At 67.1% G+C, this 13,321-nt stretch carries 14 protein-coding genes; 13 read left to right on the plus strand and 1 reads right to left on the minus strand.

All coding sequences use genetic code 11. From position 1 onward, the window contains the following. The 13 genes from ATL42_RS04695 to nusB all read left to right on the plus strand — a co-directional run bounded on the left by ATL42_RS04695 (nt 1) and on the right by nusB (nt 11,018). Nucleotides 1-1,761, plus strand: coding sequence for a pilus assembly PilX family protein (locus ATL42_RS04695; RefSeq protein ID WP_098454354.1), 1,761 nt, complete (start codon nt 1-3; stop codon nt 1,759-1,761). 14 nt (nt 1,762-1,775) lie between these two features. After that, complete coding sequence (locus ATL42_RS04700; protein WP_342748105.1) at nt 1,776-2,555, plus strand: prepilin peptidase; 780 nt, start codon at nt 1,776-1,778, stop codon at nt 2,553-2,555. Between the two features lie 116 nt (nt 2,556-2,671). After that, on the plus strand, nt 2,672-3,730 hold the full coding sequence (gene pilM, locus ATL42_RS04705; protein ID WP_169925337.1) for a type IV pilus assembly protein PilM: 1,059 nt from the start codon (nt 2,672-2,674) through the stop codon (nt 3,728-3,730). Further along, entirely contained in the window at nt 3,727-4,437 is a 711-nt protein-coding gene (locus tag ATL42_RS04710; RefSeq protein ID WP_143556694.1) for a hypothetical protein, read from the plus strand. The genes pilM and ATL42_RS04710 overlap by 4 nt, the downstream gene beginning before the upstream one ends. After that, entirely contained in the window at nt 4,437-5,153 is a 717-nt protein-coding gene (locus ATL42_RS04715; protein WP_098454357.1) for a hypothetical protein, read from the plus strand. Before ATL42_RS04710 ends, ATL42_RS04715 begins: the two co-directional genes overlap by 1 nt. A 94-nt stretch (nt 5,154-5,247) precedes the next feature. After that, nucleotides 5,248-6,435, plus strand: a complete 1,188-nt coding sequence (gene aroC, locus ATL42_RS04720; RefSeq protein WP_098454358.1) for a chorismate synthase — start codon at nt 5,248-5,250, stop codon at nt 6,433-6,435. Next, the gene (locus tag ATL42_RS04725; RefSeq protein WP_245862128.1) at nt 6,432-7,010 is read left to right on the plus strand and encodes a shikimate kinase; all 579 of its coding nucleotides are present in this window, start codon (nt 6,432-6,434) and stop codon (nt 7,008-7,010) included. The genes aroC and ATL42_RS04725 overlap by 4 nt, the downstream gene beginning before the upstream one ends. Beyond that, nucleotides 7,007-8,137 carry a 3-dehydroquinate synthase gene (gene aroB, locus ATL42_RS04730; RefSeq protein WP_098454359.1) on the plus strand — a complete coding sequence of 377 codons (1,131 nt, stop codon included), beginning with the start codon at nt 7,007-7,009 and terminating at the stop codon, nt 8,135-8,137. Before ATL42_RS04725 ends, aroB begins: the two co-directional genes overlap by 4 nt. A 67-nt stretch (nt 8,138-8,204) precedes the next feature. Beyond that, entirely contained in the window at nt 8,205-8,639 is a 435-nt protein-coding gene (locus ATL42_RS04735; protein ID WP_098454360.1) for a type II 3-dehydroquinate dehydratase, read from the plus strand. Nucleotides 8,640-8,850: 211 nt separating this feature from the next. Continuing rightward, on the plus strand, nt 8,851-9,459 hold the full coding sequence (locus tag ATL42_RS04740; RefSeq protein WP_098454361.1) for a SatD family protein: 609 nt from the start codon (nt 8,851-8,853) through the stop codon (nt 9,457-9,459). After that, entirely contained in the window at nt 9,456-9,887 is a 432-nt protein-coding gene (locus tag ATL42_RS04745; RefSeq protein WP_098454362.1) for a hypothetical protein, read from the plus strand. The genes ATL42_RS04740 and ATL42_RS04745 overlap by 4 nt, the downstream gene beginning before the upstream one ends. A 149-nt stretch (nt 9,888-10,036) precedes the next feature. Then, nucleotides 10,037-10,600 (plus strand): elongation factor P, encoded by a 564-nt coding sequence (gene efp / locus ATL42_RS04750; RefSeq protein ID WP_098454363.1) that lies wholly within the window; start codon nt 10,037-10,039, stop codon nt 10,598-10,600. A 1-nt stretch (nt 10,601) separates the two neighbouring features. Then, nucleotides 10,602-11,018: a transcription antitermination factor NusB gene (gene nusB, locus ATL42_RS04755; protein ID WP_098454364.1), complete on the plus strand. Its 417-nt coding sequence runs from the start codon at nt 10,602-10,604 to the stop codon at nt 11,016-11,018. 101 nt (nt 11,019-11,119) lie between these two features. Here nusB and ATL42_RS04760 read toward each other — a convergent pair whose 3' ends face one another. Further along, nucleotides 11,120-13,300 carry a putative bifunctional diguanylate cyclase/phosphodiesterase gene (locus ATL42_RS04760; RefSeq protein ID WP_098454365.1) on the minus strand — a complete coding sequence of 727 codons (2,181 nt, stop codon included), beginning with the start codon at nt 13,298-13,300 and terminating at the stop codon, nt 11,120-11,122. Nucleotides 13,301-13,321 lie beyond the last annotated feature (21 nt).

Genomic DNA, 13,321 nt, shown 5'->3' on the forward strand with positions numbered 1-13,321 from the left:
ATGCTAGAAAAGCTCAAGGGACGCCGGGGTGACGACGAGTCGGGCATGGCTCTCATCATGGTCATCGGCATCTGCTCGGTCCTGACGATCTTGGTCGTCGCCGCCATCTCGGTGGCGATCACGTCGATGAACAAGGCACGCACCGACCAGGACTGGAGCTCAGCGATGGCAGCGGCCTATGCCGGCATCGAGGAGTACCAGAGCCGTCTCGCGAACGACACGACCTATTTCCAGTACGGGAACAGCTCGGCAACGTTCTCTAGCGCGAGCAGCGTCACCCTCCCGACCGGAGCCTCGGCCAACCCTGCGTTCGGCCTGGGCACGTCCGGAACCTGGGCGACGGTCGCAGGGAGCTCAGGAGCGGCAGAGTTCCGCTACGAGGTCGACAACTCCAAGTACTCCTCCGGCGGCACCCTGCGGCTGCGTTCGACCGGCCGAGCCGGCGGCGAGACGCGGACGATCGTCGCGGACCTCAAGCAGCAGGGCTTCATTGACTTCCTCTATTTCTCTGACTACGAGATCCAGGACCCGGTCAACAGCGGCAAGAGCGTCTCGACGTGCGTGAAGTACGCCTGGGCGGGACGCCCAGACACGGGAACCAGTAACGCGTGCAGCGAGATCGCGTTCGGCTCCTACGACCTCATCTCAGGCCCAGCGCACTCCAACGACACGCTGCGCATCTGTGAGGCCACGTTCGACGGTGCAGTCACCACGGCCAACCCGTCGACGGGCTTGCGCTATGCGAAGGTCAACTCGCTCGGTCAGAGCTGCAGCAACCCGACGTTCACTGTCCCCGGCAGCCCGGCGTACAGCCCCGTGATCGGCATGCCGGCGACGAACTCGCAGCTCGTCAAAGAGGTGCGATCAGATATCCCCGCAGAGGTTCCACGTCCTGGGTGCCTCTACACCGGGCCCACCGAGATCACGTTCCTGAGCAACGGCAAGATGACTGTCAAGTCACCGTGGACCAAGGCGACCAACGTCGCCGGGGACCCGGCCACGTCTGGGACGACACCCTCGGCCTGCGGAGTTGTCGGTACAGGGAGCGGCCAGCTCGGCAGCAGCGGCGGAGCGACCATCACCGTCCCGGAGTACAACGTCATCTACGTGCAGAACGTCCCGAGCACGACCGGAAACCCCAACAGCTGGCCCACCTCGGGCAGCGGCTCTTCACCGAGCTCGTCGAGCTGCAAGGGCGCGGACGGCTCGACCACCGGCAACGGCATCGGATACCCGATCAAGAATGAGGAAGCACCCTCGACGTCGTCCTACAGCTGCCGCAACGGTGACGTCTTCGTCAGCGGAACTCTCAAAGGACAGGTCACCGTCGCGTCTGAGAACTACGTCTACATCACGGGCGACGTCAAGTACTCGAACTCCGAGAGCGACCTTCTCGGCCTCGTCGGCAACAACGCCGTGTGGGTCTGGAACCCGGTCAAGTCGTCCGGAAGCTCTCTCGCGACCGGTGGCAGCAACCGTCGAATCGACGCAGCCATCCTCTCTGTTGGTCACACCTTCCAGGTGCAGAACTACGCCTCAGGCGGGAACCGTGGCACGCTCACGGTCAACGGCGCGATCGCTCAGAAGTACCGAGGTATCGTCCGGAGCGGAACCAACGGCTACGCCAAGAACTACCAGTACGACGAGCGCTTCAGATACACCGCGCCGCCCAAGTTCCTCTCACCGGTGACGACCACGTACGGGGTGAGCGTCTGGATCGAGGTCTCACCCGCGTTCGACAGCGCCGGGAACTACCAGTAGCAGGAGCCATCACCGTGACGACACTGCTCGCGACCTTCGCCGCTCTGCTCGGCCTGGCCGTCGGATCCTTCCTCAACGTCGTGATCTGGCGGGTCCCGCGGGGCGAGTCGATTGTCCGACCCCCGAGCGCCTGTCCAGGGTGCGCGCGCGAGATCCGCTCGAGAGACAACATCCCCGTGCTCTCGTGGCTGATCCTGCGCGCCCGGTGCCGTGACTGCCACGAACCTATCTCGGCGCAGTACCCGCTCGTCGAGGCGCTCACCGGCGTGCTCTTCGTCCTCGTCTTCGTGCGCTTCGGTCTCACGTGGGAGCTGCCCGCATACCTCTACGCGGCGTCTATCGCCGTGGCGCTCTCGGTCATCGACATCAAGGTGCACAGGCTCCCCAACGCGATCGTCCTCCCGTCCTACGGCGTCGTCAGCATCCTGCTCCTGGTCGCCGCGGTCGGGACAGGTGACTGGGACGCGCTCCTGCGCGCAGGCATCGCAGGGGCGGGGCTCTACGTCCTGTACTTCATCATGTGCGTGGCCTACCCCGCCGGCATGGGGTTCGGCGACGTCAAGCTCGCCGCGCTCGTCGGGGCATACCTCGGCTGGGTCGGCTGGGGCGCGCTTGCCGTCGGTGCCTTTTCTGCCTTCCTCCTCGGGGGCGTGTTCTCCGTCCTGCTCATGGCTCTGGGGCGTGCAGGACGGAAGTCGGGCATCCCCTTCGGCCCCTGGATGATCCTTGGCGCAGTGTGCGGGATCTGGGTCGGAGAGCCGATCTGGTCTGCGTATCTGGGCACCTTCATGTGACCTCAGGGCTGCGCAGCCTCGGCTGATAATTCTCGCCCGGTCGAATCCTTAAGTGCTGACGGATTGCGGACGATGTTTCCTGTGGACCAGGCCACGGCCCCAGGACGGAGAAATCGGTGACGAAGTCACGAATCATCGGGCTCGATATCGGCAGCACGCACGTGCGTGCAGCCGAGATCAAGTTCGACCACAAGAACCAGAACAGCCAGCCCGAGCTCGTGCGCTTCGGCCAGGTTCTGCTGCCCGAGGGGGCGCTGCGTGACGGCGAGGTCGTCGAGATGAACGTCGTCGCGACCGCGCTCCGCCAGCTGTGGCGCGATCACAAGTTCGGTACCAAGGACGTCGTGATCGGCGTCGGCAACCAGCGTGTGCTCATCCGCGACCTCGACCTTCCGGCGATGCCGCTCGACCAGATCCGCGCGTCGCTGCAGTACCAGGTGCAGGACCTCCTTCCGGTCGCGGTCGAGGACGCCGTCCTCGACTACCTGCCGACCGGGCTCTACGACGGTCAGCACGGCCCCGTCGTCGGCGGTCTGCTCGTCGCGGCGACGAAGGACACGGTTCAGGCGAACACCGCAGCAGTCGAGGCCGCAGGGCTTCGTCCGGTCATGGTCGACGTGAACGCCTTCGCGCTCACACGGGCGCTCGCTCGTGGACAGTGGGCGGAGCGGACGATCGCGGTCGTCGATCTCGGCGCCCGGATCACCGACGTCGTCGTCATCGACGGTGGCGCTCCTCGTTTTGTGCGCACGCTCCCCACAGGGGGTGCGGACATGACCGAGGCGATCGCCCGGAGCATGAACATCTCCGAACCCGAGGCCGAACAGCTCAAGCGACAGGTAGGCATCGGGCAGCCGGTCCCACCGGAGTACAGCCAGGCCGCCGAGGCGATCGCCGAGGTCGGGCACGTGCTCATCGAAGCCGTGCGGAACACGTTGTCCTTCTACGCGATGAACAACCCGGGTGGAGGCATCGAGATGGTCCTCCTCACCGGGGGAGGCGCGAGCCTCCCAGGCCTCGGCCAGTACCTGTCGACCGCCGCCCGCGTCGGAGTCTCGCTGGCGTCTCCGCTGTCGACGATGAAAGTCGGCGCGCTCCCCGGTAACAAGAACAACGACTCGTGGCAGCAGACCATCAGCCTCGCGCTCGGCCTCGCGATGGGAGCAGCAGCATGAGCACACCGAAGTCAGTGGACGAGGCAGCCGTCTTCGGCGGCTATCAGCCTGTCGTCGCGGGAGCTCCTCCTCTTCCCCAGGTCAACCTCCTTCCTCCGTCGGTCCGAGCGCGTCGTCAGCTCCAGCGACTCAAGCTGGTGCTGCTCGCGGTGCTCGTCGCTGTCGCTCTCCTCGGCATCGCCATCTGGCTCTGGACAGCAGCCCTGGCGAGCACTGCGCAGTCCGATCTCGAGACAGAGCAGACGCTCACCACCCAGCTTCTCCGAGAGCAGGCGAAGTACGCGGAGGTCCCGAGGGTCAAGGGACAGATCGAAGACTCGAAGGCCGCCCGGTCGCTCGTCACGGAGCCGGAGATCTTCTGGAAGTCCTTGACCGACGAGATCCTGGCCGGTCTGCCCGCCGGAGTGACGGTGACGGACATCGACGTCTCGACGAAGACACCGCTCTCCGGGACGCCTGTCGCGCCCGATGCCATCACGGACCAAGGCGTCGCGACGGTCACCGTCAATCTCGAGTCGCCGACCGTCCTCCTGACGTCTGACGTCCTCGAGATGCTCGACGGCATCCCGGGCTTCATGGAGTCGACACTGACCGCGGAGACGCTGGGCGAGGACGACGAGCTCCAGCCCCTCTACGAGGTCGAGGCGACCCTCCAGGTCGACACGACCGCTTATGCCAACCGTTTCAAGGAAGCAGGTGAGGGCTGATGAGCCAGATCAAGTCGTCGACGTTCATCCTCGGTACCGTCCTCATCTCTCTCGCGATCCTCGCCATGGTGTGGTTCCTCGGGGCGTCGCCCGCTCTCAGCGACGCATCGCTGGCGAACGATGAGACCGAGACCATCGCACTGCGCAACGCTGAGCTGCGGGCGGAGACGGCTGTGCTCGCAGACGAGTTCGAACGGATCGACGAGCTCGAGGCCGAGCTGGCAGGGCTCCGTACCCAGATCCCCGGTGACGACGAGATGACTGCGTTCAACCGCTATGTCGACGAGGTCGCGACTCTCCGGGGCGTCACCGTTCTCGCGGTCACAGCAGACCCTGCGGTCCAGGTCATGCCGTTGGCTGAGACGGCCGCTGCAGCCGACGGGACCACCGACGCGCCTGCCGTGGAGACCACCGAGGTGGCGAACCTCTATGCCGTGGCGGTCAACATCACGGTACTGGGCACGTACGACAACGCGATCCAGTTCCTTGACGACCTCCAGCGGCTGAGCTCGCGGTTCTACGGCGTCCAGACGTTGAACCTCGCGGGTCAGGAGGCTGCGGAAGCCTCCGGCGGAAAGCCGGCGATCGTCGCTGGCGACGTCGAGCAGACCATCAGCGGATACCTGTTCGTCATGCCTGTCGACGAGCTCGAGACGACGACCGACGAGCCCGACGCGACCGTCGACGCGGCTCCTGAGGGAACCGAGGCAGGCTGAGCCTGCACGACAGCTCGTCGCGAGACCAGCACGCCGGGCGTCCGTCCTACGGGCGCCCGGCGTCGTCGTTCCCGGACCGTGGGAAGATCTCTACATGCTTCGTTGGTTGACGTCTGGTGAGTCGCACGGCCCTGCTCTCGTGGGCATCGTCGAGGGTGTTCCTGCGGGGGTCGAGGTGGTGACCTCGGACATCCAGGACGCGTTGGCGCGTCGTCGGCTGGGGTATGGCCGTGGTGCGCGGATGAAGTTCGAGAAGGACGAGGTGCGGATCCTTGCTGGTCTGCGTCACGGCGTGAGCCAGGGTGGCCCGCTGGCCATCGAGATCGGGAACACCGAGTGGCCGAAGTGGGTCGACGTCATGGCGTCGGACCCGGTGGACCCTGCGCTGCTCGACCGGGCGCGCAACGCCCCGCTGACGCGCCCGCGGCCAGGGCACGCCGACCTCGTCGGCATGCGCAAGTACGCGTTCGACGACGCCCGGCCGGTGCTCGAGCGGGCGTCAGCGCGCGAGACGGCCACGAGGGTGGCTCTCGGTACCGTCGCTGCGAAGTTCCTCGAGCAGGCGCTCGGTGTCCGGCTCGTCTCGCACGTGACGAGCATCGGGCCCGTCTTCGCACCTGAGGACGCCGCGGTGCCGGCACCGGACGACACGGCCTACCTCGACGCCGACCCGGTCCGGTGCTTCGACAAGGACACCTCTGACCGGATGGTCGAGGAGATCGACCAGTGCCACAAGGACGCCGACACGCTCGGGGGAGTCGTCGAGGTCCTCGTCTACGGCCTCCCGTCGGGTCTCGGCAGCTACGTCCACGGCGACCGGCGGCTCGATGCCAAGCTGGCGGCGGCCCTCATGGGCATCCAGGCGATCAAGGGCGTGGAGGTCGGCGACGGTTTCCGGACCGCGGCCCGCCGCGGATCGCAGGCGCACGACGAGATCGAGCGCGACGAGCACGGGAAGATCCGCCGGCTGAGCAACCGTGCTGGCGGCATCGAGGGCGGCATGACGAACGGTGAGATCGTCCGGGTCCGTGCCGCGATGAAGCCGATCTCCACCGTTCCCAGGGCCCTGGCGACGGTCGACGTCGCCACCGGCGAGGTCGCGAAGGCGCAGCACCAACGGTCTGACGTGTGCGCTGTCCCGCCGGCGGCCGTCGTCGCGGAGGCGATGGTCGCACTGACCATCATGGACGTCGTCCTCGAGAAGTTCGGCGGTGACTCGGTCGGGGAGGTGCGGCGCAATGCACAGGCCTACGTCGAGTCGATCCCCGAGCTGCTTCAGTGAACGAGCGTCCATCGACGGTGCGCCGCCCTCGCGCGGTGCTCGTCGGTCCGCCAGGATCGGGCAAGACGACCACCGGGCGGTCGCTGGCCGACCGGCTCGAGGTCGGCTGGCGGGACACCGACGCGGACGTCGAGACGACGGCAGGGAAGTCGATCTCCGACATCTTCGTCGACGACGGAGAACCACACTTCCGTGCGCTCGAGCGCACGGCCGTGGCGACGGCGCTGACCCAGCACGACGGCGTGCTCGCTCTCGGCGGCGGTGCGGTGCTCGACCCGCTGACCGAGGCCGCGCTGGCTGAGTACACCGCCGGCGGAGGCGCTGTCGTCTTCCTCGACGTCACGCTGGCGCACGTCGCGCCGCGCGTCGGGTTCAACCAGTCGCGGCCGTTGCTCCTGGGGAACCCCCGGGCGAGGTGGCAGAGCCTCATGCAGGCGCGGCGCCCCGTCTACGAGCGGGTCTCGAGCATCCAGGTCCAGACAGACAGCAAGACCCCGGCGCAGGTCGCTCTCGAGATCCTTGCGCTTCTCGACACGGCAGTCTCGAGCCCCGACAACCCGAAGGACGACGCATGACCGACACACCCTCCGTCGTGCAGATCACTGCTGAGCGCACCTACGACGTCGTCATCGGCCGTCAGCTCCTCGGCGAGCTTCCAGGCCTGCTCGGCGCCGGCGTCCGCAAGGTCCTCATCGTCCACACGGAGGCGCTGGAGGCGTCCGCTGCCGCAGTGCGCGAGGACCTCCTCGCCCAGGGATATGAGGCGCTCCTCGCGGTGATCCCTGACGCCGAGGGCGCGAAGTCGGTCGATGTCCTCGCGTTCTGCTGGCAGATCCTCGGCCAGTCCGACTTCACGCGCAGCGACGCGATCGTCTCCATCGGTGGGGGAGCGACCACAGACCTCGCCGGTTTTGTCGCGGCGACGTGGTTGCGCGGCATCATGGTGGTCCACATCCCGACGACGCTGCTGGGGATGGTCGATGCAGCGGTCGGTGGCAAGACCGGCATCAACACGGCCGAGGGCAAGAACCTCGTCGGAGCCTTCTACAGCCCGGCCGGGGTCTTGTGCGACCTCGTCGCCCTCGAGACCCTGCCCCGCTGGGACTTCGTCGCCGGCTTGGCAGAGATCATCAAGACGGGGTTCATCGCCGACCCGGTGATCCTCGATCTGGTCGAGGCGAACGCCGAGGCGCTCACAGCCTGGCCGACGGCCGACGAGCACCTCTGGGGCGTCGTGCGGGAGCTGGTCGAGCGCAGCGTCGTAGTCAAGGGGCGCGTCGTCAGCGAAGACCTCAAAGAGGCGTCGCTGCGGGAGATCCTCAACTACGGGCACACTCTCGCCCACGCGATCGAGCAGGTGGAGCGCTTCGCCTGGCGTCACGGGGCAGCGGTGTCGGTCGGCATGGTCTTCGCGGCGGAGCTCGCCCGGCTCGCCGGACGGCTCGACGACGAGGTCGTCGACCGTCACCGGTCGATCTTGGGGTCGGTCGGTCTTCCGTTGACATATCGCGGTGACCGGTGGGAGCAGCTGCTCGCTGTCATGCGCCGCGACAAGAAGTCCCGTGGGGACCTGCTGCGCTTCGTCGTGCTCGAGGGGGTGGGCAAGCCGTCACGTCTCGAAGGTCCTGACCCTGTGCTCCTTGCTGCGGCATTTGCGGAGATCAGCGCCGACGCGCCGACGAGTCGCGCGGTCCTTCTCTGAGGGATCACGCCCGGCTGGGAGCCGGGCACGGACAGTGGTGCGGAGGACGAGCCGCTAGGCTCGGCGCATGACTCGCGTGCTCGTTCTCAACGGACCCAACCTCGGCCGGCTCGGCGTACGTGAGCCGGATGTCTACGGAGCCTTGTCCTATGCGGATCTCGTCGAGGCAGGGGCGCGGTGGGGGAGCGAGCTGGGGCTCGACGTCGAGGTCCGGCAGACCGACGACGAGGCACAGATGGTCGGGTGGATCCACGAGGCGGTGGACACCCGCAGCGACGTGGTCATCAACCCGGCTGCGTTCACCCACTACTCGTACGCGCTGCGCGACGCGGCGGCACAAGTGACGAAGAGCGGGCTGCGTCTCGTCGAGGTGCACATCTCCAACCCGTACGCACGGGAGGAGTTCCGCCACACGTCGGTGGTCGGGGGAGTCGCTACGGGGACGGTCGCAGGGTTCGGGTTCGAGTCGTATCACCTAGCGCTGCGCGCTCTCGCGGTCTGACGACGGCCTGAGACTCACCCGACGCGCGCCTGCATCTCGCCAGTCTCACACCAGTTTCGGTCTTTCGTCTGGGATCTCTCTGTCCTTTTAGTCGAAAAAAATAGTGTGCCAAGCGCTGCAGTCACGCTCAACAGCACAAAACCAGCCCGGACACAGGAACCTGCAAGCCTGCAGGCTTGATCTCCTTAAAACAAGGCCGTAGTCTTGATCTATGTTCGTCCTGACGATCGACCAGCAGAAGAGCACCACCCGAGGGGACCTCGTCCCGCAGCTGTTGGAACGCCTGGCGTTGCGCACCGCACAGCTGCCTGGCGTGGTGCTGCCGTTCGAGCGGACGGTGGGAGACGAGGTGCAGGGCGTCCTCGATGACCCGATGTCGGTCCTCGACCTCGTGCTCGACGTCGTCCGCCTCGGCGGGTGGCGCACCGGGCTCGGTCTCGGGGGAGTGCACGTCCCGTTACCTGACCACAGCCGAGAGGCCTCTGGTCCGGCGTTCGTCAACGCTCGCGCTGCTGTCGAGCGAGCGAAGAGCCGGACCACAGCCGTCCCCGTCGCGGTCGACGGACCCGATGCGGATCGCGCCGCAGATGTCGAGGCGCTCTTGCGGCTCGTGGGCGCGATCGTCGAGCGGCGTACAGATCTCGGCTGGCAGGTCGTCGACCGCCTGCGCCTGGACCCCGAGGTCACCCAGAAGGAGATTGCCCGTACCCTCGGCATCAGCGAACAAGCAGTGAGCCAACGGGTGCGTTCTGCACTCTGGGCTGAAGAACAGGCAGCGTGGCCTCTCGCGGCGCGCCTGCTAGGAGAGGCGGACGCATGAACCCAGGCTTGGTCATCCTCATCTCGACGGTGACGCTGGCTCTCAGCGTGGTGGGAGGCTGGTACGCGACACGCAGCGTTCTCGCTCTCGCTGCACGGAGCGTGGCAGCAGAGGCGGCTGACCCCGAGGCTGCGCCTGGCGCACCGCCCGAGCCTCCGCGCGGACCGAACAGCGTCCGAGCCGTCGCCGCTCTGCGCGGCGGAACCTGGATCGGCTTTCTCGAACGCTTCGCGGTCACCGGCCTCGTGCTGGCAGGTGACGCGACGGGGGTCGCCATCGTCGTCGCGATCAAGGGCCTGGGCCGCTACCCGGAGCTCCGGGAGAACCCCGAGGCCTCCGAGCGGTTCGTCATCGGCACGCTCGCCTCGCTCGTCTGGTCCGCCGGCCTCGGGATCCTCGGCCGCGCAGCGCTGGGCTGGTGGGCCTGACCGGTCGGTCAGACCGAGGAGCGCGCCTCTCGGGTTAGACTGGTCTCCGCTCTCGTACGGCCCCGCAGGTGTCCGCTTCGCGCCCACTGGCGTCGCGACCGGTCGGCGAGGTGCGTGTGAACCTTGCAAACTCGACAGGAAGATCGAACGTGGCTACCACCAACGACATCAAGAACGGCACTGTGCTCCGGATCGATGGTCAGCTCTGGACCGTCACCGAGTTCCAGCACGTCAAGCCCGGCAAGGGTGGCGCGTTCGTCCGCACCAAGATGAAGAACGTCACCTCCGGCAAGATCGTGGACCGTACCTTCAACGCAGGCTTGAAGATCGAGACCGCGACCGTCGACAAGAGCGACATGCAGTACCTGTACAAGGACGGCACTGACTACGTCTTCATGGACACGTCCACGTACGACCAGATCAACATCCCTGAGGCGACCGTCGGGGACTCTGCGAACTTCCTGCTCGAGAACCAGAACGTCGTCGTCGCGACGAACGACGGCACGGTCCTCTACATCGAGCTCCCCGCCTCTGTCATCCTTGAGATCACGTACACGGAGCCTGGGCTCCAGGGGGACCGCTCCACCGGTGGCACCAAGCCGGCGACGCTCGAGACGGGCCACGAGATCCAGGTCCCGCTGTTCCTCGAGCAGGGCACGAAGGTCAAGGTCGACACCCGCGACTCGAGCTACCTCGGCCGAGTGAACGACTGACGTGGGAGCCCGTACCAAGGCGCGCAAGCGCGCCCTCGACGTCCTCTTCGAGGCGGAGCAGCGTCACATCGACGCGGAGACGCTCCTCGCGGACCGGATCGTCGAGCCAGGCACCGAGTCCTCGTTGCCGCAGTATTCCGTCGAGATCGTCGAAGGCGTCCTCGACAACGTCCACCGGATCGACGAGCTGCTCGAGACGTACTCCCACGGGTGGACGCTCGAGCGGATGCCCGCTGTCGATCGCGCTCTGCTGCGGATCGGCACGTGGGAGATCCTCTTCAACGACGAGGTCCCTGATGCTGTCGCGATCGACGAGGCCGTGGAGCTCTCACGGTCGTTGTCGACCGACGACTCGCCGTCGTTCGTCAACGGGATGCTCGGTCGGATCGTCGAGCTGAAGCCGACCATCCTCGCCTGAGCACCACGTGCACGGTCTCGACCGCGCGACCGGTACGACGAAGGGCCAGACCATCTCGGTCTGGCCCTTCGTCGTACCTCCACCGGCTGCAGGGCAGGTGGTCAGCGCATCGGCAGGTGGGCGGCCGGGCGGCCGAGCATGTTGCCCTGCGCCTGCGTCACGCCGAGCTCGACGAGCGCACGCAGCTCGTCGACGCGCTCCACGCCCTCCGCGACGATCTCGAGACCGTGCGCGGTCGCGAGCGTGACGATCGCCTGGAGGACGGCGCGTCCGGCGACGCTCCCGATGTCGCGGACGAACGACTGATCGATCTTGAGGATGTCGATCGGCAGCGACGCGAGGCGGGCGAGGGAGTTGTACCCGGTGCCGAAGTCGTCGAGCGCGATCCGGGCGCCCCGTTCGCGCAGCTGAGCGAGGATGCTCGCGGTCTGCAAGGAGTCGTGCAGGAGCGCGCTCTCGGTGATCTCGATGGTCAGGCGTTCCCAGGGACGGTCGCCCCAGGCGTCCGTGAGGTCGACGAGGAACGACGGCTCTGCCAGTTGCCGGGCGCTGATGTTCACGGCGACCGGGAGCTCGAAGCGCTCAGTCGCGTCGAAGGCCTGGCGGAACGTCATGTTGCCGATGTTGACGATGAGGCCGGAGTCCTCGGCGTAGTCGATCCAGTCGGCCGGCGCCCGCAGCTTGCCGTCGTGCTCCCAGCGGGCGAGGGCTTCGAGGCCCAGGACGTGGAGCGTCGTCGTGTCGACGATGGGCTGGAAGTGGACGCAGAAGTCTCCCTGGTCGACAGCGATGTCGATCTCGCGGCGCAGGCGCGCCTCCGCGGCGACACGTGACTCGAGCTTGTGGTCGAAGAACACCACCCCGGACTTCTTGCGCTTCGCTTCGAGCATGGCTGTGTCGGCGCACCGCAGCAGGGCGTCAGGCTCGATGGGCGTACCGGGGTCCCAGCTCGTCACGCCGACGCTGATCCGCGGGATGGACCGGGTCGTGGTCGCGGCCTGGAACTCGTCCCGGATGCGCTGAGCGAGCGCCACGAGGGTCTCGTCGGAGATGGCGCGCTCGACGACGACGACGAACTCGTCACCACCGATGCGTGCGACGAAGACGTCGCTCCCGACGGTCTTGCGCAGGTGCGACGCCGCGAGCACGAGCAGGTGGTCGCCCCAGGCGTGGCCGTACTGGTCGTTCGCACGCTTGAAGCCGTCGAGGTCCGCGTAGAAGAGGCCGACGCGGGTGCGCTCGACGTTGGCGCGCTCGAGAGCGTTGATGAGGTGGTCTTCGAGCGCGTTGCGGTTGGGCAGACCGGTGAGGCCGTCGGTGAACGCCGCGCGGCTGAGCCGGTCTGCGAGGGCGTGACGTTCAGCAGCCGAGGAGACGATGTTCGCGAGGGCGAGGAGGAACTTGCGCTCGGTCGGGTCAGCGATGCTCCGAGACGGTGCGAGCTCGGTGACGAACCGGCCGCGGGAGAGGGTGCGGATGCTGCCTCGGACAGACGCGTCGTCGAGGATGGTGCGGGCCTCGTCCTCGGCGCGGCGCAGGAGCGCGTGGGGGTCTTTGACGTACCACGCGAGGTTGCTGACGCGGGCTTGGGCGTCGCGCATCCTGCTCTGCAGCTCGACGTCGAGCTGTCCGTGACGGATGCGGCGCAGCGCCAGCGTCTCGAGGGCGATGATGATCGGGATGAGCCATGCACTGGTGAGTGCGGAGCGCAGGGACGGTCCGGGCAGCACGAACGAGAGCACGAGGAGGACGACTGCGAGCGCGCCTGTGGCGAGGAGTGCGTTGCGGGTTCTCTTGCGCGGGCTGCTGAGGATCGTGAGGACGAGATAGATGCCGACGATAGCGGCGGGGACGAGCATGGTCGCTGTGTTGAGCGCGACCTGGTAGGCGTCGGCCCGTGGTTCGCTGCGTGGTGTGACGACCCGTGCGGCGAGGAGGACGACGTACCCGAGGAAGAACGCGCTGGCGGTGACGAGGTACCAGCGGTAGGAGCGTCCTGGGGCGAAGGACTGTGCGACGGGGAGGGCGAGCAGGAGTGCGGCTGCTAGCGCGGTGGCGGCGATGACGGTGAGGATGTGGTGGATCGTGCCGGCGGGGGTCGCTGCTGCGAGGGCGTCGGTGAGGAAGACGATGGTGAGTGCGATGGACCACAGGACGGTCCACCGAGATCGTGATCGGGGTTCTTCGGTGCGCCAAGCGGTATGGAGGATGCTGAGGCCGGCTACGAGACCTGCCGCGACGCATTGCGCCATGACTGTCCAGATCGCTGTGGAGGCGTACATGAGTCCTTTATCGACAGGCTG

Origin of the sequence: Sanguibacter antarcticus (genome assembly GCF_002564005.1) — a bacterium.
Taxonomy (GTDB): domain Bacteria; phylum Actinomycetota; class Actinomycetes; order Actinomycetales; family Cellulomonadaceae; genus Sanguibacter; species Sanguibacter antarcticus.

Bases quoted from the DNA above. Each gene is read 5' to 3' on its own strand.
- aroB (WP_098454359.1), top strand. From the start codon at position 7,007: ATGACCGACACACCCTCCGTCGTGCAGATCACTGCTGAGCGCACCTAC.
- ATL42_RS04740 (WP_098454361.1), top strand. From the start codon at position 8,851: ATGTTCGTCCTGACGATCGACCAGCAGAAGAGCACCACCCGAGGGGAC.
- aroC (WP_098454358.1), top strand. From the start codon at position 5,248: ATGCTTCGTTGGTTGACGTCTGGTGAGTCGCACGGCCCTGCTCTCGTG.
- ATL42_RS04710 (WP_143556694.1), top strand. From the start codon at position 3,727: ATGAGCACACCGAAGTCAGTGGACGAGGCAGCCGTCTTCGGCGGCTAT.
- ATL42_RS04695 (WP_098454354.1), top strand. From the start codon at position 1: ATGCTAGAAAAGCTCAAGGGACGCCGGGGTGACGACGAGTCGGGCATG.
- ATL42_RS04735 (WP_098454360.1), top strand. From the start codon at position 8,205: ATGACTCGCGTGCTCGTTCTCAACGGACCCAACCTCGGCCGGCTCGGC.
- ATL42_RS04760 (WP_098454365.1), bottom strand. From the start codon at position 13,300: ATGTACGCCTCCACAGCGATCTGGACAGTCATGGCGCAATGCGTCGCG.
- ATL42_RS04745 (WP_098454362.1), top strand. From the start codon at position 9,456: ATGAACCCAGGCTTGGTCATCCTCATCTCGACGGTGACGCTGGCTCTC.
- ATL42_RS04715 (WP_098454357.1), top strand. From the start codon at position 4,437: ATGAGCCAGATCAAGTCGTCGACGTTCATCCTCGGTACCGTCCTCATC.